General features: G+C 68.7%; 21 protein-coding genes. 8 read left to right on the top strand and 13 right to left on the bottom strand.

Annotation, left to right across the window (positions count from 1 at the left end; all coding sequences use genetic code 11):
• Positions 1-19: 19 nt before the first annotated feature.
• On the top strand, positions 20-940 hold the full coding sequence (locus WFJ36_RS05020; protein WP_331202926.1) for a diacylglycerol/lipid kinase family protein: 921 nt from the start codon (positions 20-22) through the stop codon (positions 938-940).
• Here WFJ36_RS05020 and WFJ36_RS05015 read toward each other — a convergent pair whose 3' ends face one another.
• Positions 941-2089, bottom strand: coding sequence for an AI-2E family transporter (locus WFJ36_RS05015; RefSeq protein ID WP_336642767.1), 1149 nt, complete (start codon positions 2087-2089; stop codon positions 941-943). It abuts the gene before it with no gap.
• Between the two features lie 103 nt (positions 2090-2192).
• Positions 2193-3575: a serine/threonine-protein kinase gene (locus WFJ36_RS05010; RefSeq protein ID WP_336642766.1), complete on the bottom strand. Its 1383-nt coding sequence runs from the start codon at positions 3573-3575 to the stop codon at positions 2193-2195.
• Positions 3576-3711: 136 nt separating this feature from the next.
• Between WFJ36_RS05010 and WFJ36_RS05005 the strand changes: the two genes are divergently transcribed.
• Complete coding sequence (locus tag WFJ36_RS05005) at positions 3712-4104, top strand: VOC family protein (protein WP_260040814.1); 393 nt, start codon at positions 3712-3714, stop codon at positions 4102-4104.
• Between the two features lie 23 nt (positions 4105-4127).
• Here WFJ36_RS05005 and WFJ36_RS05000 read toward each other — a convergent pair whose 3' ends face one another.
• From WFJ36_RS05000 to glnA, 6 genes are all read right to left on the bottom strand, one after another.
• Positions 4128-4412 carry a WXG100 family type VII secretion target gene (locus WFJ36_RS05000; protein ID WP_071329442.1) on the bottom strand — a complete coding sequence of 95 codons (285 nt, stop codon included), beginning with the start codon at positions 4410-4412 and terminating at the stop codon, positions 4128-4130.
• Positions 4409-4849, bottom strand: coding sequence for a hypothetical protein (locus WFJ36_RS04995; protein ID WP_313391155.1), 441 nt, complete (start codon positions 4847-4849; stop codon positions 4409-4411). Before WFJ36_RS04995 ends, WFJ36_RS05000 begins: the two co-directional genes overlap by 4 nt.
• 219 nt (positions 4850-5068) lie before the next feature.
• On the bottom strand, positions 5069-5566 hold the full coding sequence (locus WFJ36_RS04990) for a hypothetical protein (protein ID WP_292790162.1): 498 nt from the start codon (positions 5564-5566) through the stop codon (positions 5069-5071).
• Entirely contained in the window at positions 5563-6852 is a 1290-nt protein-coding gene (locus WFJ36_RS04985; RefSeq protein ID WP_336642765.1) for a putative T7SS-secreted protein, read from the bottom strand. Before WFJ36_RS04985 ends, WFJ36_RS04990 begins: the two co-directional genes overlap by 4 nt.
• On the bottom strand, positions 6852-7142 hold the full coding sequence (locus WFJ36_RS04980) for a hypothetical protein (RefSeq protein WP_336642764.1): 291 nt from the start codon (positions 7140-7142) through the stop codon (positions 6852-6854). The genes WFJ36_RS04985 and WFJ36_RS04980 overlap by 1 nt, the downstream gene beginning before the upstream one ends.
• Positions 7143-7345: 203 nt before the next feature.
• Positions 7346-8770 (bottom strand): type I glutamate--ammonia ligase, encoded by a 1425-nt coding sequence (gene glnA, locus WFJ36_RS04975; protein ID WP_025103592.1) that lies wholly within the window; start codon positions 8768-8770, stop codon positions 7346-7348.
• A gap of 147 nt (positions 8771-8917) precedes the next feature.
• Here glnA and WFJ36_RS04970 point away from each other — a divergent pair, with 147 nt between their 5' ends.
• The gene (locus WFJ36_RS04970; protein WP_071328701.1) at positions 8918-9313 is read left to right on the top strand and encodes an RDD family protein; all 396 of its coding nucleotides are present in this window, start codon (positions 8918-8920) and stop codon (positions 9311-9313) included.
• A 3-nt stretch (positions 9314-9316) separates the two neighbouring features.
• Here WFJ36_RS04970 and WFJ36_RS04965 read toward each other — a convergent pair whose 3' ends face one another.
• Positions 9317-9805, bottom strand: coding sequence for an ATP-dependent zinc protease family protein (locus WFJ36_RS04965; RefSeq protein ID WP_036292426.1), 489 nt, complete (start codon positions 9803-9805; stop codon positions 9317-9319).
• Positions 9806-9823: 18 nt separating this feature from the next.
• On the opposite strand from WFJ36_RS04965, the gene WFJ36_RS04960 reads away from it, so the two are divergent.
• Positions 9824-11011 carry a RimK family alpha-L-glutamate ligase gene (locus WFJ36_RS04960; RefSeq protein WP_060923121.1) on the top strand — a complete coding sequence of 396 codons (1188 nt, stop codon included), beginning with the start codon at positions 9824-9826 and terminating at the stop codon, positions 11009-11011.
• Positions 11012-11068: 57 nt separating this feature from the next.
• On the opposite strand, the gene WFJ36_RS04955 is transcribed toward WFJ36_RS04960, so the two are convergent.
• A complete protein-coding gene (locus WFJ36_RS04955) occupies positions 11069-11779 on the bottom strand; it encodes a DUF4191 family protein (RefSeq protein WP_071328700.1) in 711 nt (236 codons plus the stop codon).
• 201 nt (positions 11780-11980) lie between these two features.
• On the opposite strand from WFJ36_RS04955, the gene WFJ36_RS04950 reads away from it, so the two are divergent.
• The gene (locus tag WFJ36_RS04950; RefSeq protein WP_336642763.1) at positions 11981-13363 is read left to right on the top strand and encodes a hypothetical protein; all 1383 of its coding nucleotides are present in this window, start codon (positions 11981-11983) and stop codon (positions 13361-13363) included.
• A gap of 15 nt (positions 13364-13378) precedes the next feature.
• Here the strand turns inward: WFJ36_RS04950 and sucB are convergent, their stop codons facing one another.
• From sucB to WFJ36_RS04935, 3 genes are all read right to left on the bottom strand, one after another.
• Positions 13379-15124, bottom strand: coding sequence for a 2-oxoglutarate dehydrogenase, E2 component, dihydrolipoamide succinyltransferase (sucB, locus tag WFJ36_RS04945; protein ID WP_336642762.1), 1746 nt, complete (start codon positions 15122-15124; stop codon positions 13379-13381).
• Positions 15125-15190: 66 nt separating this feature from the next.
• Entirely contained in the window at positions 15191-16564 is a 1374-nt protein-coding gene (gene lpdA, locus WFJ36_RS04940; protein ID WP_071328699.1) for a dihydrolipoyl dehydrogenase, read from the bottom strand.
• A gap of 5 nt (positions 16565-16569) precedes the next feature.
• Positions 16570-18048: a leucyl aminopeptidase gene (locus WFJ36_RS04935; RefSeq protein WP_071328698.1), complete on the bottom strand. Its 1479-nt coding sequence runs from the start codon at positions 18046-18048 to the stop codon at positions 16570-16572.
• 114 nt (positions 18049-18162) lie between these two features.
• On the opposite strand from WFJ36_RS04935, the gene WFJ36_RS04930 reads away from it, so the two are divergent.
• The 3 genes from WFJ36_RS04930 to WFJ36_RS04920 all read left to right on the top strand — a co-directional run bounded on the left by WFJ36_RS04930 (position 18163) and on the right by WFJ36_RS04920 (position 21196).
• Entirely contained in the window at positions 18163-19104 is a 942-nt protein-coding gene (locus tag WFJ36_RS04930; RefSeq protein ID WP_336642761.1) for a proteasome assembly chaperone family protein, read from the top strand.
• Positions 19105-19271: 167 nt separating this feature from the next.
• Complete coding sequence (locus WFJ36_RS04925; RefSeq protein ID WP_071328696.1) at positions 19272-20504, top strand: RNA polymerase sigma factor; 1233 nt, start codon at positions 19272-19274, stop codon at positions 20502-20504.
• Positions 20504-21196 carry a coenzyme F420-0:L-glutamate ligase gene (locus WFJ36_RS04920; RefSeq protein ID WP_071328695.1) on the top strand — a complete coding sequence of 231 codons (693 nt, stop codon included), beginning with the start codon at positions 20504-20506 and terminating at the stop codon, positions 21194-21196. Before WFJ36_RS04925 ends, WFJ36_RS04920 begins: the two co-directional genes overlap by 1 nt.
• The last annotated feature ends 81 nt before the right edge of the window (positions 21197-21277 follow it).

Below are 21277 nucleotides of genomic sequence, written 5' to 3'. Positions count from 1 at the left end.
CGTCGCTCAGAGTGAGCGTATGACCTCTCCTCGCATCGGCGTGATCTGGAACCCGACGAAGTCCGACCGGGATGTCCTCGAGGAGGCCGTCACCCTCGCGTTCGGCGAGGAAGCCGATGTGCGCTGGGGGGAGACCACCCCGGACGACCCCGGTCGCGGCGTCGCCGCGAAGGTCGTGGAGGAAGGCTGCGCTCTCGTCATCGCGGTCGGCGGCGACGGCACGATCCGCGCCGTCGCCGAAGCTCTGGTCGGCACCGATGTCGCCCTCGGGATCGTGCCGCAGGGCACCGGCAATCTCCTGGCGCGCAACCTCGGCGTGCCGCTCGAGGGCGTGCTGCCGGCGCTCGAGCACATCCGCGACTCGGAGCCCCACCGCATCGACCTCGGCTGGGTGGAGTTCGACGGCGAGGAGCACGCCTTCTCCGTCATGGTCGGCTTCGGGGTCGATGCGCAGATGCTCGTGGAGACCAACGACGACCTCAAGGATCGCGCCGGCTGGCTCGCGTACGTGGAGGCGATGGGGCGAGCACTCGCCGGTACCGAGATGACGGACATCACGCTGCAGCTTGACGACCACGAGCCGGAGGAGGTGCGCGGGCACACGCTGCTCGTCGGCAACTGCGGCATGCTCCAGGGCGGCATCCGGCTGCTTCCGGACGCCGTCCTCGACGACGGCCTCCTGGACATGCTGCTCATCAGCTCCGACGGCGCGCTGCAGTGGCTCGACACCGTCCGTTCGGTCGTCTGGGACAACGGCATCCGTCGCATGATCGGGAACGTCGATCAGGCGGTCAGCACGGACTCGACCACGCACGTCTCGGCAGAGCGGATCCGCGTGCAGCTCGCCGCGCCGCAGATGTTCGAGATCGACGGCGAGGAGATCGGCGAGATCGACGCCTTCACCGTCCGTGTGCAGCCGGGAGCCGTGCTCGTCCGCTGATCAGGCGACGGTCACCGCGGGCGGCGTCTTCTTCCTGTCCTGATTGGGGAAGACGACCTTCTGCACGATGATGATGATGCTCGCGGCCACCGGAATGGCGACGAGCGCCCCCAGGATCCCGCCGAGCGCGCCACCGGCCACGGCGGCGATGACGACCAGCGCGCCCGGGACGTCGACGGCCTTGTTCATGATCCGCGGAGAGAGCACGTACGCCTCGATCTGCATGTAGATCAGGTAGTAGATGATCGCGATCAGCGCGGTCGTCGGCGAGACGAACAGGCAGATGAGCGAGATGACGATCGACGCCGAAAGCGTGCCGACGAGCGGGATCATCGAGCCGATGAAGGCGATCAGTGCGAGCAGCGCCGGCACCGGCGCTCCGATGATGGTCAGGAAGATGAGGCTCAGGATGCCGTTGGTGAGCGCGAGACTCGCCTGACCGATGACGTAGCGACCGACGGCACTCGAGACGTCCTCCAGGAGCTCGCTGAACGTGTCGCGCTGGTACGCCGGGACGAACCGGGCAGCCACCCGCTTCATGCTGCGCAGCGACGCCATGAAGTACAGCGTGAGGATGACCACGATCGTGATGCCTGTCAGGCCGCCGGCGATCCCGGCGCCGACGGCGAAGACACCGCCGCCGATGTCGAGGAAGTTGTCCGGGTTCTGCACGAAGCCGAGCACGCCATCCACTGCGTCCTTGATCGTGCCGCCGAACTGTCCGCTGACGTCCTGGAACCAGGCGCTGTTCGTGAAGTCCTCGATCATCTTCGGACCGTCTTTGATCAGGTTCCCGATCTGCTCCACGAGGGTGGGGACGATGGCGAGGATGATCCCGGCGAAGGCGAGGAGGACGCCGATCACGACCACGGCGACCGCCGCCGGGCGGGGGAGCTTGCGCTCGATGAACCGCACGATCGGATCGAGGCCGAGCGCCAGGAAGAGCGCGACGCCGATGTAGACCAGCACGGTGGCGAGCTGGCCGACGATGCCGCCGATCATGAGCGCGACGAGCACCCCGAGGGCACCGAGGAGACCGAACATGAACGGGTTTGCCCTGGCGCCGGCGACCACGCTCGACGGCGACCGTCGCTGTGCGGACACGCTGGGTGCCGGATCCGGCGGTGCGATCAACTTCCTGCGACGCATGGTCCCCTCCCTCTGCCGATACTCGACACTCGATCATCCTCCACGCGGTCCCGTGCGCTGCTCAGCGACACCCGCCGGCTCGGCGGGCGTCAGGTGCGTCGAGTCAGTGGCTGCTGCTGCCCTTGCCGCTGTTGCCGGCGCTGTTGCCCTTGCCGTTGTTGCCGTCGCGGCCGGGGCTCTTGCCTCGGTTCTCCTGCGCCTGCGGTGCGGCGTTCTCGGGCAGGCTCTCCTCGGCGACCGACTCGGTGACCGGTGCGGTCGGGGCCACCGGGGTGGCGGCCACCGGCTCGACGGCGACGATCTCTGTCGGCTCCGAGTCGACGACGGTGTCCGCGGGAGCCGGCTCGACCGGCACGAGGTCCTCGACGATCCTCGACGCGCCATCGGAGACGGCGCCCGAGCTGGCGAGAGCCTGCTCGCCGTGTCCGAGCAGTGCTGCGGAGCCGGTGGTCACCGCGCCGAGCACGACCACCGCGGCGATGAGGAGAGACTCGCGACGACGGCGCGTACGCCGTGCCGGGAACGCCGCGGGGTGCGCCGAGGCGGCGCGACGGCGGGCGCGAGCCTCGGCGCGCGTCCGGGGGAGGGTGCTTGCGGTCGGCGCGGGAAGCGGCACGGTGAGGTCCGTGGTCGCCTCTTCGGTCGAAGGGCGGTCGATCAGACGGCGCAGTTCGCTCTCGACCTCCAGAGCGTGCGGTCGTGCGTCGGGGTCGATCGCCGTCATCGCGCCGAGCAGCGCGGCCCACTCCGATCCCAGCTCTGCGGGGATCTCCGGCGCGACGTGGAGACGGGCGAGGGCGGATTCGACGCTGACGGTGGGGGCGAAGCCGGGCTTGCCGGTGAGGGCCTCCAACAGGACGAGTCCGAGCGCGTAGATGTCGACCGCGGGACGGATGTCGCCGTTCCGCAGCTGCTCGGGTGCCATGTAGGTCAGCGTCCCGAGGACGATGCCAGGGGTGGTGACACGGGACATGTCGATGGCGCAGGCGATCCCGAAGTCGGCAAGCTTCGCGCTCCAGCGGCCGTTCGTGTCGAGGGGCGGCGTGAGGAGGACATTCGAGGGCTTGATGTCGCGGTGCACGATGCCGGCGCTATGCACGGCGTGGAGTGCGGAGGCGATGTCCGCCCCGATCGTGGCGATCTCGCGCGGAGTGACCGTTGCGCGGGCCATGCGCTTGCTCAGCGTCGGTCCCGGCACGTATTCCATCACGAGGTATTTCGGTCGTCCGGGCTCGAGGTGCGCGTCGAGGAGCGTGACGAGGCCCGGGTGGTTGAGGCCCGCGAGGAGCGCCTTCTCCGAATGCACGCGCTCCACGGACAGCACGGCATCGTCGGACTCGCGGAACATCTTCACCGCGACGGTGCGTTCGAGCGCGATGTCCTCCGCGCGGTACACGGTCGCCATCCCGCCCATGCCGACGGCCTCCGCCAGACGATAGCGGCCGTCCAGAAGCGCGGTGGTGGGCGGGGCTTCCTGGGTGATCACGGCGTCCTCCACTGGCGGGACCGGGTATCCCGACGATGTCTTCACCGTATCCGCGCAGAGAAAACACTGCGTTGGGGTTGACGTGGAGCCCGACACCTGCAACGGCGGATCCACGGGGAGCTGAGAGACTGGACGGATGGCAGGGATTCACCACGTGGAGGTCTGGGTCGCCGACCTCGTGTCGTCGCGAGCGGAGTGGGGGTGGCTGCTCGGTGCGGTGGGTTTCGTCCGCGCCAGCGCGTGGCCCGAGGGCGAGTCCTGGGAGGCGGGTGGCGCGTATGTCACCCTCACGACATCCCCGAACCTCAGCGGCAGTGAACACGATCGTCGCGCCCCTGGCGTGAACCACCTCGCGTTTGCGGCAGGCCCGCCGAGCCGAGTGGACGCGATCATCGCGGCGGCACCCGAGCACGGCTGGCGGCCTTTGTACGCGGAGCGCTACCCGCACGCCGGTGGGCCGGATCACTACGCCGGATGGCTGGAGAACTCCGCGGGGTTCAAGGCCGAGATCGTCGCCGACGAGCCCTGACGCGGGCCATGCCCAAAGCACCCTTACCGCCAGAGGCGGGCGGCGGTGCTGGCGGTCTCCCTGGAGATGGCGTTGGCGGTGATGAGTCGTCGGTTGGCTTCGGCGAGGGCGGCCTTCATACGGCGGATGGCGGTGTCCCAGTCGTGGTGGGCGCGGTCGTATGCCGCCTGCGCCTCACCGGACCATGAGGATCGAAGTCGAGCGGCCTCCGCGTCGAGGGTGTCGAGCTGCTCCTGGAACTGCCGGACGGTGAGGGCGAGACGCGCAACCGTGTCGCTAATGGCGTCGTGGTGGACCGCTATTCTCATCGTTGCTCCGACAGCTCCTGGCTGAGGTCGAGCTCGCGGAGGACGTACGGCTGAGCGACGGCGTCGGTGAGGTAGTACGTGTAGAAAATGACCGCGGCCTCGTCAGCGGTGAACACCTCGTTCGAGAACACGCGCACCGCACGGGTCTGACTGATGGGGATCAGCGTCGTCTCGTCGGCAGGCTCGGGACGCCCTACCGTGTACAGGCGGGTCTCACCGTCAGGCCCTGCCAACCGGACCTCCACGGTCACCTGATCGGCTGAACCCGCCGCCTGCATGAACCCGTCTCCGCCATCTTGCGGAGTGACGATGATGCTCTCGGGGTTCGGGGCTCGCCAGATTACGTAAGTGAACTTTTCTTGCCCGTCGAGGTGCCCGAGCATCATGCGCAGATGATCCGGGATGGGCCGGCGACGGTCGCTGATCCATCCGGTCATCCCTCGCGGGGTTGTCTTCGCGAAGGGCCCATAAAGGGTCAAGGAACGTACCTCACTTCGATCTTCTCCTTGTCGACCCACGGCTTGTTCTCTTGAACGTTGCGTATTTGCCCCCGTAGTCTCGTCCGTCCCCGCCATCGAGTTCGTCCTCGAATTGCCAAACGGTGAGGGCGAGACGCGGGACGGTGTCGTCGATGGCGGCGTGAGGGACCGCAGCTCTCACGGCGCCTCGTCCTCGGTGGGGACGGGGACGCTCATATCGATCTCGCGGAGCGTATAGGGCTGGGCGACTTTGTCGGTGAGGAAGTAGGTATAGAAGATCACCGCGGCTTCGTCTGCTGTGAACACCTCGTTGGGATGCACGGTGGTGGAGTACCGTCCGTCATCCCAGTGGATGACCTCGGTGGGCTCGCCGGACATGTCCGCGCCCGGACGCCCGACGACATACTGATGCGCGGTGCCGTCCGGATCGACATAACGGACCTCGATCGTGAGGGCTTCTGCTGTCCCGGCACACTGGATGTACTCCTCGCTGAAGGGGATGCTGTCCAGGAGGTCCGCGCCCTCCGGGGCGCGCCACAGGCTCCATGCCCATGTTGAGGACCCGTTGAGCTGACGCAGCGAGAACTGGATCTGTTCCTGGTACGGCCGGAAGTAATCGACCAGTGCGCCGCGAGTATCGTCATTGATCTGACGGATATGTGTCGGTTGACTCAATTCACGGTCTCCAGAATTACTCGAGTGATTGTGATTCTCTCCCCATTCAGGGTGGCGGTCGCTGGTCGTTCGGGGCTCACGGTGGCATCGAAGCCACGTTGGGCTGCATCGCGGCTGCCCGTGCCGCCCTTGATCTCGATGCCGGTGTACGTCCCGTCGGCGTTCTCGATGAAGCCATCGTAATAGCGAACTTGGTCTGAGGTCGCTTGGGGATTGTGGTGATACCCCTGGATGGTCGCGCGGATCTTGTTGCGGATAACATCCTTGCCGGTGTCCTCGGCGACACGATCGAGTCCGGTCTTTTCTGTGTCGACCCAGGGGCGTTTGCCGTCGCCGTTGTACTGGCCGAGCACGTTCCGTCCGCCGTGCGTGGGGTGTGGGGCGGGGCGCTCAGGAGGATTCTGAGCGGACTCGTTCGCCCACCTGCCGGCAGCGTGTCCGGCTGCGGTCAGGCCGGCCGCGGCTACGCCGGCGCCAGCCCAGGCCAGACCACCCCCAGGGACGGCGCCGACGCCGGTTACGGCGACCGCTCCGCCGCCGCCCATCATGGCCCCGCCGCCGATGACCAGGGCGGCTCCGCCGAGGAGTTCGAGGATGATGTCCGGGTGCTCCCACAGCGTCTGTGCGGAGACGGCGAGCATGTCCATCGTGGCCTGGAACGGCTGCACGACAGCGAGAGTGAACACCACCTCGGTGACGGCATGCTGGGCTGCGGTTGCGACCTCAGCCTCGGTGAGCGGCATGCGCGCGGCCTCTGCAGCCTGGTCCAATCGGACTGCGCAGTCCCGGGCGAAGACCTCCAGCGTCGCCCGGGCGTTGAACAGCACCTCTCTGGCCTGTTCATGCGCCGCACCGGACGGGTCGACGAACGGCACCTCCACCTCCGGGTGCCGTAGGCCCTGCCCGACCCGAAGCTCGCGGACGTAAGCGCGGTGCGCGGCCAGTGCCGTGGCGGCCTGCTGCTCGGCCTCGTCCCACAGGTTGATGGCGCGCGCGGCCTCCTCCTGCGCCCACTCCAGCGCATCCGCCCAGGTGAACAGGGCGTGAGCGCCCTCGCGGAGCCCGTCGCCCGCGTTCGACCAGTGCAGCAGCTGACGATCGAAGCGCGTCAGGTACGCGTCGTAGGCCTCGCCCGTCCAGGTGCCCTCATCGTCGAGCGTCGCGAGCTGGTCGCGCACCCGTGCCGCAGCCACGCCGCGTGCCTTCCATGCCTCGGCCGTCGCCCTGACCTCGCCGGGGGAGCCGGGAATGAGCGCGGCGGCGGAGCGGGTCTGCCCGAGCTCCATCACTCTTCCCAGATCATCGCGTCGACCTCGGCCTTCGCGGCATCCGTCCCCTCGTCGAAGACCCGGGCCGTCGTCGCCAAACGCTCGGTGAAATCGTCGGAGTCCGTCACCCGGGCTGCGAGGCCCGCAGACCAGGCTTCGGCGAACCGCTCAGAGGCTGCGACCACCCACTCGTGGCCGGCGCTCGTCGGCGGGGCGAGGTCGGTCGACCCGACGTCGGCGATGATGCGTCGCGTCTTCGCCGCCATTGCCCGCAACACGTCCGTGTCGACCTCATAGTCCTGCGACATGCCGCCCTCTTCCTGCGAGCCCCCCGGCTGCGGGATCGAGCATAGGTGAAGACAGGGTCAGAAGACAGCGATATGTCTGGATTCGTGAATGAAATCACCTCGAACGAGTACGGAGGGGTAGGGCTGCCGTCATCTCCCGGCCCCGGACGGCGAAAGAGCCCGCCCCCAGATGGGGACGGGCTCTGTCGCGATCCGCGGTCGGCTCAGACTCCGAAGTACAGCTCGTACTCGAACGGGTGCGGGCGCTGAGCGATCGGCAGGATCTCGTTCTCGTACTTGTAGGAGATCCAGGTCTCGATGAGCTCCTCGGTGAACACGCCGCCCTCGAGGAGGAACTGATGGTCGGCGCGGAGCGCCTCGAGCGAGTCCAGCAGGGAGTTCGGCACCTGCGGGATGTTCTTGGCCTCCTCGGGCGGAAGCTCGTAGAGGTCCTTGTCGACGGGCTCGTGCGGCTCGATGCGGTTCTTGATGCCGTCGAGGCCCGCCATGAGCTGCGCGGCGAAGGCGAGGTACGGGTTGCCCGAGGCGTCGGGGGCGCGGAACTCAATGCGCTTGGCCTTCGGGTTCGAGCCCGTGATCGGGATGCGGATCGCGGCGGAGCGGTTGCCGGCCGAGTAGACCAGGTTGACCGGAGCCTCGAAGCCCTTGACCAGACGGTGGTAGCTGTTCAGCGTCGGGTTGGTGAAGGCGAGCAGTGCCGGCGCGTGCGCCAGGATGCCGCCGATGTACCACCGCGCGATGTCGCTGAGCTGACCGTATCCGGCCTCGTCGTAGAACAGCGGCTTGCCGTCGTTCCACAGCGACTGGTGGGTGTGCATACCCGAGCCGTTGTCGCCGTACAGCGGCTTCGGCATGAAGGTGGCGACCTTGCCCCACTCCTCGGCGGTGTTCTTGACGATGTACTTGAACTTCAGGATGTCGTCGGCCGCGTGCACCATGGTGTCGAAGCGGTAGTTGATCTCCTGCTGGCCGGCCGTGCCCACCTCGTGGTGGGAGCGCTCGAGGATGAAGCCCGCATCGATGAGCTTGAGGGTGATGTCGTCGCGCAGGTCGGCCGTCTTGTCGACCGGGCTGACGGGGAAGTAGCCGCCCTTGTAGGGGGTCTTGTTGGCGAGGTTTCCGCCCTCCTCCTCGCGGCCGGTGTTCCACGCGGCCTCCTCGGAGTCGACCTTGTAGAAGCTCTCGCCGGCGGTCACGGAGTAGCGCACGTCGTCGAAGATGTAGAACTCGGCCTCGGGGGCGAAGAACGCGGTGTCGGCGATGCCGGTGGAGGTGAGGTACTTCTCCGCCTTCTTCGCGACCTGACGCGGGTCCTTCGAGTAGATCTCGCCGGTGCGCGGGTTGTAGATGTCGAAGATCATCACGAGGGTGCTCGCCTCGCGGAAGGGGTCGATGTACGCCGTCGTCACATCGGGGATGAGCTGCATGTCCGACTCGTGGATGCTGGCGAAGCCCCGGATGGAGGAGCCGTCGAACAGCTGTCCGTCCGTGAAGAAGGCCTCGTCGACCGTCGCCGCAGGGATGTTGAAGTGCTGCTGCACACCAGGGAGGTCGGTGAAACGGATGTCAAGGAATTTGACGTCGTTCTCCTTGATGTAGGCCAGTACCTCGGACGAATCTTTGAACATGTACGACTCCTGTGATGCGGATCGATGGCTTCGGGGCCACTTTGCACAGTACGGACGGGGGATTTCTCCACGGTATCCGCTTTGTTTCGTCCGTGTTACAGCGTGAGCAGGATCGGAGGGCATCCACAGCCTCGGTAGGCTGGAGGGGTGACGGATGCTGTGAACACGTACCCCGGTGAGCGACTCGGACTCCCGGAGTCCGGACCGGGGAGCATCGGCCGCCCCGGACGCCGGATCGGCGCCCTCGCGATCGACTGGACGGCAGCCGTCATCCTCTCCGTCGCGTTCTTCCAGTACGACCCGTTCGCCACGCTGCTCATCTTCGGCGTCGTGCAGATCCTCTTCATCCCGACCGCGGGCGGCAGCCCCGGGCACCGCATCCTCGGCATGCGCGTCGTCCGTCTCGACGGCGGATGGATCGGTCTGTGGCGCCCGATCGTGCGCACGCTGCTGCTCCTGATCGTGATCCCGGCCGTGGTGTGGGATCCGGATCAGCGCGGTCTGCACGACAAGGCCGTGGGAACGGTCCTCATCCGCGCCTGACGCTCAGGCGCGGCCGCGGTTGCGCCGGCGTGCCTCACGGGGTGCACGGCCGCCGAGGAAGGAGCGCGCCGGATCCACGACGTAGCCGCGGCGCAGCGCTTCGCGGCCGATCAGCATGCGGAAACCCATCTCGTCCCGGTTGCTCAGGGTCACCTCGGCCATCACCTCGCGGTCAACGAGCCGGATCATCAGCTGCACGACGAGACGCTCCTGCGCGTGCCCGGACGAGCTCCGGACGGCCCGGCGGTCGTGGATGGGGGACTCCACCACGACAGCGTCTTCCTGGCTGTCCTGCCAGGGCTTCACGCGGAAACGCACCCAGGCCTCGCCGTCGCGCTCGAACTCCTGGATGTCGAATGCATGCAGGGACGAGGTGCGGGCGCCGGTGTCGATCTTGGCCTTGATCCAGTCGACGCCGAGATCGGGCAGGCTCACCCACTCGCGCCACCCCGTAAGGGTGTTTGAATGGGTAGACCTACTCACCTGATACATCCTGGCAGGAAATCCCCCGTGAAGATCGCAGTGCTGTCCCGTGCGCCGCAGGCGTACTCCACCCAACGCCTCCGCGCGGCCGCACTGCAGCGTGGCCACAACGTGAAGGTGCTCAACACGCTGCGCTTCGCGATCGATCTGACCTCCGACGAGCCCGACCTGCACTACCGGGGCCGGCAGCTCAGCGACTACGACGCGATCCTGCCCCGCATCGGCAACTCGATCACGTACTTCGGCACCGCCGTGGTACGGCAGTTCGAGCAGATGGACGTCTACACCCCGAACACGGCGAACGGCATCTCCAGCGCGCGCGACAAGCTCCGGGCGAACCAGATCCTCTCCCGGCACAACATCGCGATGCCGCCGACCGCCTTCGTGCGCAACCGCGCCGACGTGCGACCGGCGATCGAGCGCGTCGGCGGCGCTCCCGTGGTGATCAAGCTGCTCGAGGGCACCCAGGGCATCGGCGTCATCCTCGCGCCTCAGGTGAAGGTGGCCGAGGCCATCATCGAGACGCTGCACTCCACCAAGCAGAACGTGCTCATCCAGAAGTTCATCGCCGAGAGCCGGGGGCGCGACATCCGCGCGCTCGTCGTCGGGGACCGCGTGGTCGCGGCGATGCGGCGCTCGGCGGCCGGAGACGAGTTCCGCTCGAACGTGCACCGTGGCGGCTCGGTCGAGGCGATCGAACTCGACCCGGTCTACGAGCGGGCCGCCGTGCGGTCGGCCCAGATCATGGGGCTCCGCGTCGCCGGCGTGGACATGCTGGAGGGTGACGAGGGACCCCTGGTGATGGAGGTCAACTCCTCTCCGGGCCTGCAGGGCATCGAGACCGCGACCAAGCTCGACGTCGCGGGCGCCATCATCGACTACATCGCCGGTCAGGTGGCCTTCCCGGAGATCGACGTGCGGCAGCGCCTCACGGTCTCCACCGGATACGGCGTGGCCGAGCTCATGGTCCACGGCGCCGCGGATCTCGTCGGCAAGACGCTGGGAGAGGCGGGCCTGTGGGAACGCGACATCACAGTGCTCACGCTGCACCGCGGGGTGAGCGTGATCCCGAACCCGCGCAAGCACGTGGTCCTCGAACCCGACGACCGCCTGTTCTGCTTCGGCAAGCTCGATGAGATGCGCTCGATGATCCCCGAGCGTCGTCGCCGGCGGGCGAAGGTGCGCCGCCTCCCCAAGCAGCCGCTCTCGGAATGAGAGAAGCGCGGCCGCCCTCGGTGAGGACGGCCGCGCTTCGCGATTCCGGAGAGCGGGTCAGCGCGGACGCTGCGCCCGCACCTTCGTCGGGTCGATCCCCTTCGGGATGGGAAGCGACGACAGCGACTGCGACACCGAGTCGATGCGGCGGATGACGGCCGCCATCGTGGCCTTGTCGATGGCCTTCGGAAGCTTCTTGATGGTCTTCGCGAGGTCTGCGATCGGCACCTCGTCCTCACCGTGCCCGACGTAGAGCACCGTGATCGGCACGCCGTGGGCGACGCGCTGCGCCCGGCTGCGCTCCTCGTTCACCAGTCGCGTGAGACGTCCGCGGGCGCCCTCGCCGACGACGACGATGCCGCCACGGCCGACCGTCCGGTACACGGCCTCCTGCGTCTTCGGGTTGATGCCCACCGGGGTCTCGGAGGCCTGCCACCGGCGGCCGAGGCTGGTGCTGAGCACGTGACCCGTCGCACCGGGCATGCCGTCGATCTTCGTGTACATGGCCGACGTCGAGAGCCGGGTCATGAGGAAGAGGGCGCCGAGCACACCGAGCATGAGACCGGTGATCGCCCAGAGGACGAGCGTCCACACCTGGAACGGCGGGATCAGGTAGCCGGCCAGGAGACCGAGCAGCACGCCGCCGATGAGGATCGCGGCCTGCGCCCAGGGGAGCCAGGGGTAGGCCTCGCGCGTGAACCGGAAGAGGGACTTGATCTGGGAGAAGAACCCAGGACGCTTCTCGGGTTCGGGAGCACGCTTTGCCATGGAGACCAGCCTACCGAGTCCGAGCGCCTTGCGATGCCGCCGTTCGCGTGCAGCGGAGAGCAGAGGGTGACCGTTCCTGCACAATTCGGACCGCGACCGGATCCCATCCCGGCGGCACCGAACCGGCACGGCGGGTCCGGCGGAAAGGGTGGGATGGACCACATGACACCAGCGCGTGAGACTCCGTTGCAGGAACCGGCTGTGCTCGCACAAGCGCACCGGACGATCCGTCTCTTCGATCCCTCCGAAGGGCCCTTCCTCGGTGCGCTCGTGACCTCACCGGAGGGACCGCTCGTGCGCGCCGACGCCGAGAGCTTCGCCGGCTGGGCGGGCTGGCGGTACGCGGGCTCTCAGCACGTGGCCGCCCCGGTCGACATCGCCCGACGGATGGACGGGCATGACGTGTTGCTTCCCTGGTGCACGGAGCGCCTGGAGTCGTACCTGGACCGACGGCTCCGGACACGGGGCGGGCTGCCGCCCGGGGAGATCGGCACGGTGGTCGTGAGTCTGCTGCGCGGACTGGCGGAGTTGGGCCCGGCGGCTGCTGTCGAGGCGGAGGGAACATGGTGGCTCACCGAGGGCGGCCGGCCCCTCTTCGTGGTCGGGCCCGGCCAGGAGGCGGTGTCTGCCGTCTCCGAGATCATGGACCGGCTGTGCGCGGAGTGTACGGACAAGATGCTGGCCCGGGCTCTCGACCGCGCCCGGGGTCGAATCGGCACGGCCGCGGCACAGCGCAGGGTGCCGCGGCGGCTGCTCGAGGAGGCGGAGAGCGACCTCCTGGAGATGGCGGCGCCGCGACCTTTGGAAGAGGCAGCCGAAGACCGGGCAGCCCCTCCCGCGGAGACGGGTGTTGCCGGGGCGTTGCGGGGTGTCAGGGTCGAGCCGGTTGCCCGTGCGCGGCTGCGGCACCGCCGGGCGCGGGTGGAAAGACCGGGCGGACCGCGCTCGACGCGGATGGCGGCCGACCTTCTCGTTCTGCGCGACCGCCTCGTCGACAGGACGCGAGCCCTCATCGGCCAGCAGGCCGATCGGCCGCGCCGGCCCGCACGGGAGTGGGGGACCGGATCCCGACGGACACGGGTTCTCGCCGTGGCCGGTGCCGGTGCGGTGGTGGTGCTGCTTATCGGCTTGCTGTGGCCGAGCGAGCGAGATGATCCGGCGGTCGGGTCCCCGGGGAGCAGGCCCTCCGCCTCGTCTCATCGTGCGGGAGCCGACTCTGAGGACGAAGAGTCGCGGTCGCCGGCTCCCTCGGCGCGCACGACGGTGGCGCCGACGGGCGATGATCCGGTACTCGCCCTGCCGGGGCTCGTGGCGCAGATCGAGGAGTGCGAAGCTCAGGAGGACCGGGTGTGCGGTTCCGCGGTCGCGGCGAGCCCGTCGGAGGTCATCCCGCTCGTGGCCGGAGCCGCCGGCGTCCAGGATGCCGCTCTCATCGATCGCTATGGAGACATCGCCGTGCTCGAAGTGCCGTCATCGTCCGCTGTAGAAGACGGGACGGAGGGTGCGATCACTCTTGTTCTCGCGCGTATGGAAGAAAAATGGCTGGTCCGCGACGCATATCGCGTCGCGGACCAGCCGAGATGAGGCGAAGCCGTCGAGTCAGGCGCCGAGCTGACCGCTGAACTGCGCGGCCTCCAGGCGCGCCTTGACAGCGCCGAGGAAGCGGGCTGCGTCGGCGCCGTCGATGATGCGGTGGTCGTACGACAGGGCCAGGTACACATAGGAGCGCACCGCGATCGCGTCCGTGCCGCCGACCTTGACCAGACCAGGGCGCTTGACGACCGTGCCCGTGCCGAGGATCGCCGACTGCGGCAGGAACACGACAGGCGTGTCGAACAGCGCGCCGCGCGAGCCGGTGTTGGTCAGCGTGAACGTGCCGCCCGCGAGCTCATCGGGCTTCAGCTTGTTGTCACGCGTGCGCGCCGCGAGATCGGCGATCTCGTGGGCGATCTCGGCGATGTTCTTCGACGCCGCGTCGCGGAGCACCGGCGTGAGCAGGCCGCGCTCGGTGTCGACCGCGATCGAGACGTTCTCGGAGGCCGGGTAGACGATCTGCTCGCCGTCGACCGTCGCGTTGATGATCGGGAAGGCCTGCAGGGCCTCCGCCGCCGCCAGCGCGAAGAACGGCAGGAAGGAGAGCTTGTCGCCCGTCTTCTCGAGGAAGGACGCCTTGACGCTGTCGCGGTACTCCGCGAGAGCAGTGACGTCGACCTCGACCACAGTGGTGAGCTGAGCGGTCTGCTGCATCGACTCCACCGCGCGCTTGGCGAGGACCTTGCGCAGGCGCGACATCGGCTGAGTGGTCCCACGCAGCGGCGACACCTCGAGCGGTGCCGGAGCGGGCGCCGCGGCAGCTGCCGGTGCGGCCGTCGCCGTCTCGGCGGCCTTGAGGACGTCCTCCTTGCGGATACGGCCTCCGACACCGGTGCCCTTGACCGTGGCAAGGTCGACACCCTGCTGCGCAGCCAGACGGCGGACGAGCGGGGTCACGTACAGGTTGTCGCTCTCGGTCGGCAACGACAGCTTCGGAGCCTCGGCCTGAGCGGGCTGGGCCGGAGCTGCGGGCTGTGCCGGAGCAGCGGGCTGTGCCGGAGCCTCGGCCTGCGGAGCGGGAGCGGCGGGAGCCTCGCCCTGCGGAGCGGGAGCGGCGGGAGCCTCGGCCTGCGGAGCGGGAGCGGCGGGAGCCTCGGGCTGAGCGGCGGGCGCAGCACCGGAACCGACGCGCGCCAGCACGGCGCCGACCTCGACGGTCTCGTCCTCGCCGGCGACGATCTCCTGCAGCACGCCGGCGACCGGCGACGGGATCTCGGTGTCGACCTTGTCGGTGGAGATCTCGAGGAGCGCCTCGTCGACCTCGACCGAGTCGCCGACCTGCTTGAGCCAGCGGGTGACCGTGCCCTCGGTGACGCTCTCGCCGAGCTCAGGGAGCACGATGTCGGTGGCGTCGCCGGACGGAGCCGCAGGGGCGGCCTCAGCGGGAGCGGACTCGGCGGGAGCCTGCTGCTCCGCTGCGGGAGCCGCCTCGGGCTCCGGAGCGGCGGGGGCGGCGGCTTCGGCCGGAGCGGCCTCGGCGGCAGCAGGGGCATCGTCGGCAGGGGCCGCGCCGCTGCCGTCACCGATGCGGGCCAGCAGAGCACCGACCTCGACGGTCTCGTCCTCGGCGACGAGGATCTCCTCGATGACGCCGGTGACGGGGGAGGGGATCTCGGTGTCGACCTTGTCGGTCGAGATCTCGAGCAGGCCCTCGTCCGCCTGGACGGTGTCTCCCACCTGCTTGAGCCAGCGGGTGACCGTACCCTCTGTGACGCTCTCACCGAGAGCGGGGAGGACCACGGATGTGCTCATGACTGAGTCTCCTTCAGAAGTTGTATGACGCTTGTCTAGCTTAGTGACTCGGGCACCGGTTGGTGCTCAGAGGGCGTGCAGGGGCTTTCCGGCCAGCGCGAGGAAGGCTTCTCCGAGGGCCTCGCTCTGGGTCGGGTGGGCGTGGATGAGCGGCGCGATGTCCTCCGGGTGGGCTTCCCACGCGACCGCGAGCTGCCCCTCGGTGATGAGTTCGCCGACGCGGTCGCCGAGGAGATGCACACCGAGGACGGGACCGTCCTTGAGACGGACGACCTTGACGAGGCCGCCCGTGCCGATGATCTCGCTCTTCCCGTTCCCGGCGAGGTTGTACTCGTAGGAGTGGACGGCATCGGCACCGTGCGCGGCGACTGCCGCCTCCTCCGTGAGACCGACGGAGGCGACCTCGGGGCTGGAGTAGGTGACCTTCGGGATCTGCACGTCAGGCACGTTCACGGGGGAGAGGCCCGCGATGCGCTCAGCGACCGCGATCCCCTGCTGGAACCCGCGGTGGGCGAGCTGCAGACCGGGGACGATGTCGCCGACCGCCCACACGCCGGGGACATCGGTCCGGAGGTCGTTGTCGACCGTCACGAACCCGCGGTCCAGGCGCACTCCGGCTTCCTCGAAGCCCAGGTCGGCGGTGGCGGGGCCGCGGCCGACGGCGACGAGGAGGTAGTCGGCGGTGAACTCCGTGCCGTCCTCCAGAGTGAGGGTCACGGACGAGTCGTCCTGGGTGGCTGTCTGGAAGCGCACGCCGAGCGAGTACTGGATGCCACGCCGGCGGAAGGCGCGCTCGAGGCCCTTGCTCATCGCGATGTCCTCGTTCGGGACGAGGTGGGGCAGCGCCTCCACGATCGTCACCTCGGCACCGAAGGAGCGCCACACGCTCGCGAACTCGACGCCGATCACGCCGCCGCCCAGGATGAGCACGCGCTCGGGGATGACGTCCAGGGCGAGTGCCTGCTCGCTGGTCAGGATGCGTCCGCCGATCTCCAGCCCGGGCAGCGAGCGGCTGTAGGAGCCCGTGGCGAGGATCACGTCCGTACCCACGTAGACGTCGTCGCCCACGCTGACGCTCCGGTCTGCGTTCAGGCGGCCGAGCCCGGTGACCGTCGTGATCCCGCGCGCCTTCACGAGCCCCTCGAGGCCTTTGTACTTCTTGGCGACGATGCCCTCGCGGTACGTGCGCACGCCCGCGGGGTCGATCCCGCCGAACGAGGCCGTGACGCCCACGGAGGAGGCGTCACGCACGTGATCCGCCACCTCGGCGGCGTGCAGCAGCGCCTTGGTCGGGATGCACCCGCGGTGGAGGCACGTGCCTCCCACCTTGTCCTTCTCGATCAGTGCGACGGACTTGCCGAGCTCGCTGGCTCGCAGTGCCGCGGCGTACCCGCCGCTGCCGCCGCCCAGGACGACGATGTCGAAGGTGTGGGTTGTCATGGGTGTCATGCCTCCGGGTGGGATGCTGCTTCGGCGAAGGCGATGATCGATCGGACCATCGCCCCCGTGGGGCCCTTCTCGGTGAAGCCGTAGGGGGCGCCCGCGTGTTCACCGGAGCCCGCGATGTCCAGGTGCACCCAGGGGATGCGCGGCGCGTCGTCCTCCTCCGAGGTGCGTCCGACGAAGCGCCGCAGGAAGAGACCGGCGAAGGACGCGCCGCCCATCCGATCTCCCATGTTGGCGTTGATCATGTCGGCGATGGGGGAGTCGAGCGTCTCCTCCATGTAGGCGGGCAGGGGCATGTGCCACGCCGGCTCTCCCGTGCGCGCGGCGGCGGCGAGGAACTCCGCGACCGTCTCGTCGTCGCCGAAGACGCCGGTATGGCGGTGGCCGAGGGCCGCGACGATCGCGCCGGTCAGGGTCGCGACGTCGATGATGACGTCGGGGTTCTCCCGGCTCGCCGCGACGAGCCCGTCGGCGAGGACGAGGCGCCCCTCGGCGTCGGTGTTCAGCACCTCGACGGTGGTGCCGTCGAGGATGCGGATGACGTCGCCGGGGCGCAGGGCGCGGCCGGACGGCATGTTGTCGGTGATGCAGAGCCAGGCGGTCACGTGCACGGGAAGCCGCAGGGCGGCGATGGCGCGGAGCGCGGCGAGGGAGGTCGCGGCACCCGCCATGTCGAACTTCATGCCGACCATCGACGCGGCCGGCTTCAGGGAGAGCCCACCGGTGTCGAACGTGATCCCCTTGCCGACGAGGGCGATGTGGCGCTGCGCGTCCGCCGGCGCGTAGTCGAGGCGGACGAGGCGCGGCGGACGGTCGGATCCCTGGCCGACGCCGAGGATGCCGCCGAAGCCCTGTTCCGCGAGAGCGGTCTCGTCGAGGATCTCCACGGTGACATCCAGGTCCGCGACGCTGTCGGCGGCGCTCTGCGCGAGCTGCGCGGGGCTCTGCCACTCGGCGGGTACGTTCACGAGGTCTTTGATGAGGGCGACAGCCTCGCCGGTGGCGTGGGCGCGGGCGATCGTCTCGTCGTCGAGCGGGGCGTGGACGACGACCGCCGTCGCCCGCTTCTTCCTGCCGTTCTCGGCGCGGTAGTCGTCGAAGCGGTAGCCGCCGAGAACGGCGCCCTCCGCCGCGGCGCCCGCGTGCTCCTCGAGCCCGGCGGCGAGGCCGAGCGCGACCGTGTCGAACCCGGTCAGGGAGCGGAGCGCCACGCCGGCTGCACTCCGAACGGACGCGTCGTCGACGGTGGAACCGACGCCGACGACGGCGAACGGGAGGGTCGTCAGCTCCGGTGCGTACACCCGAGCGAAGGCACCGGCGGCGCCGGTGAAGCCGATGCCCGCCAGGACATCGGCGAGACCGGGGTGAGCTGCCAGCGACTCGGCCGACTCGGAGAGATCGGGGACGACGAGCACTGCGGCATCGGCAGCGCTTCCGGGGAACTGATCGGTGGTGTGCGAGAGCACGGGAAGCGTCATGCTCTCCATCCTAGGATCTCCGCGCCGGGGTCGTCGGTCCGGCGGCCGGGGTGTGTTCGCTCTCAGCGAGACACGTCAGAGCCCGGCTTCGGGTGCGGCTCGTAGCATGGAGACATGCCCTTCTCCGGAGAGATCCACGAACGCGTCGCGAACGCCCCCGCGGTGCCCCACGGCCTGCCTCTCGTGATGCTGCTCACCGGTTTCACCGACGCCGGCAGTGCGGTGTCTGGGCTCATCGATCACCTGCGGGAGTCGACGTCGCCGCAGCCGCTCGCGATCTTCGACAACGATGTGCTCCTCGACTATCGCGCGCGTCGCCCGGTCATCTCGTTCGACCAGGACCACCTCGCCGAGTTCCGCCCGCCCCGCCTCGAGCTCTCCCTCGCCACGGATGCGCTGGGACGCCCGTTCCTGCTGCTCACGGGGTATGAGCCCGACTTCGCCTGGAACGCCTTCGCGGAGACCGTTCTGGATCTTGCTGCGGAGTTCGAGGCCTCGGGACTGCACTGGGTCCACTCGATCGCGATGCCCGTGCCGCACACGCGACCCATCGGGACGACGGTGAGCGGGAACCGGCGCGACCTCGTGGTGTCGCACTCCGTGTGGCGTCCGCGCACGCAGGTCCCGGCTACCGCGGGTCACCTGCTCGAGTACCGCTTCGCGGAGCGCGGGGAACGCGTCGTCGGCTTCGTCCTCCTCGTGCCGCACTACCTCGCCGAGACCGAGAACCCGGAAGCGGTCAGTGCCGCGGCGGAGAAGCTCATGGCGTCGACCGGTCTCGTGCTCATGCTGGATGCGGTGCAGGAGCGGCGTGCGGACTACATCGCGCGCGTGGACGAGCAGGTCGCCGCGAACGACGAACTCCAGCAGATGGTGCACAACCTCGAGCGGCGGTACGACGCCTACATGGCCGGTCGTGACCCCGAGGACGACTCGTACGACGAGGGCGGATTCAGTGAACGAGACCTGCCCAGTGCCGATGAACTCGCGGCCGAGCTCGAGCGCTATCTCGCCTCGCGTCCGTCCGGCGACGAGGACAAGCCGGGGCGCGGCTGAATCCGTCCGCACGGATCGGGCGCGAATGCGTCCTCATCGCCATACGTGTGCGATACTAGGAGTCCGACCCGTTGTCAATCGGTGTTTTCGAGCACTGGACTTGACAAGGGTCTTACTAGTGTCCGAAATGTCCCGGGGTCTCCCAGCGGCCCCGTGAAAGGCGAAACGTGACTCCTGCCACGACGAAGAACACGCGGACGAAGAAGGCCGATCAGATCACCGCGGATCCCGAGGTCGAGGACGTCGAAGCGACCGAAGCGGCTCCCGCGCCCAAGCGCGCCGCGGCCAAGCGTGCCCCCGCGAAGAAGAAGAAGGCCGACGACGTCGTCGAAGAGGACGACGCCGCTGCGACCGACGACGCCGCTGGCGACGAGGAGGAGGACGACGCGAAGCCGACCTTCACCGAGCCGCTGCCGACCGGAGCGATCGTCATCTCCTCCAAGGATGACGAAGAGGTCCCAGTCTACTCTACTCAGATCACCGGAGCCACGGCCGACCCGGTCAAGGACTACCTGAAGCAGATCGGAAAGGTCGCGCTGCTGAACGCGGCCGAAGAGGTCGAGCTCGCGATGCGCATCGAGGCGGGTCTCTTCGCGGAGGAGAAGCTCTCCGCGATGTCCCCCGCCGAGAAGACGAGCCAGCTCGGTCTCGACCTGCAGTGGGTCGCCCGTGACGGTCAGCGCGCCAAGAGCCACCTGCTCGGCGCGAACCTGCGACTCGTCGTCTCGCTCGCCAAGCGGTACACCGGCCGCGGGATGCAGTTCCTGGACCTGATCCAGGAGGGCAACCTCGGTCTGATCCGCGCGGTCGAGAAGTTCGACTACACCAAGGGCTTCAAGTTCTCGACCTACGCCACCTGGTGGATCCGTCAGGCGATCACCCGTGCGATGGCGGACCAGGCCCGCACGATCCGCATTCCGGTGCACATGGTCGAGGTCATCAACAAGCTCGCCCGCGTGCAGCGGCAGATGCTGCAGGACCTCGGTCGCGAACCTACTCCGGAAGAGCTGAGCCGCGAGCTCGACATGACCCCGGAGAAGGTCGTGGAGGTGCAGAAGTACGGCCGCGAGCCGATCTCCCTGCACACCCCGCTCGGTGAAGACGGCGACAGCGAGTTCGGTGACCTCATCGAGGACACCGAGGCAGTGGTTCCCGCCGACGCCGTGGGCTTCACGATGCTGCAGCGTCAGCTCGAGCAGCTCCTCGACTCGCTCTCCGAGCGCGAGGCCGGAGTGATCCGGATGCGCTTCGGCCTGGGCGACGGTCAGCCGAAGACGCTCGACCAGATCGGTGACACGTTCGGCGTGACACGTGAGCGCATCCGCCAGATCGAGTCGAAGACGATGGCCAAGCTGCGCCACCCGAGCCGCTCGCAGTCGCTGCGGGACTACCTCGAGTGATGCAGGCGAACGAGGGCAAGGCGCTCGAGACGAGCGTCGACGGAAAGAGCTATGCGCGGATCCCGCTGCGCACCCGTGTCGTGATGCCGGACGACGATCTCGACGCCATCATCACGGAGTACGCGAAGGCCGCCGTCCAGCCGGGCGACCTGCTCTTCGTGACCGAGAAGATCGTCGCGATCACGCAGGGGCGGTCCTACCGCCTGGACGAGATCAAGCCGCGCAAGCTCGCGCTGTTCCTGTCGAAGTACGTCACCCGCACGCCGTACGGCATCGGTCTCGGCATGCCGGAGACGATGGAGATGGCGCTGCGCGAGTGCGGTACGCCGCGCATCCTCTTCGCGGCGGCCGTCTCGGCGGTCACCAAGGCGTTCGGGCGCAAGGGCGATTTCTACCGCATCGCGGGGGACAAGGCCCGCGCGATCGATGGCCCGACGAAGCACACCATCCCTCCGTACAACGAGGCTGTGGTGCTCGGGCCGAAGGACCCGGACCGGGTCGCGGCGCACCTGAAGACGCTGATCGGTGGCCAGGCCGAGGTGGCGGTGGTCGACATCAACGATCTCGGCGGCAACATCCTCGGCTCCACGCTGGACAAGGCGGGGGAGCTGCGCCTGGTGAAGATCCTCGGGGACAACCCGCTCGGTCAGGGTCTCGAGTCCACTCCGCTCGGCATCGTCCGCGCGGTCTGAGCAGGTCGAACCACCCCTTTACGAACGAACCGGCCCCTTGCGTGCAAACGCAAGGGGCCGGTTCGCGCGCAAGGGGCCGGT

The organism is Microbacterium sp. MMO-113, assembly GCF_037148555.1.
Classification (GTDB): Bacteria; Actinomycetota; Actinomycetes; order Actinomycetales; family Microbacteriaceae; genus Microbacterium.
Note: the sequence above shows the minus strand (reverse complement) of the source record. Positions and strands in the feature narration are given on the sequence as shown.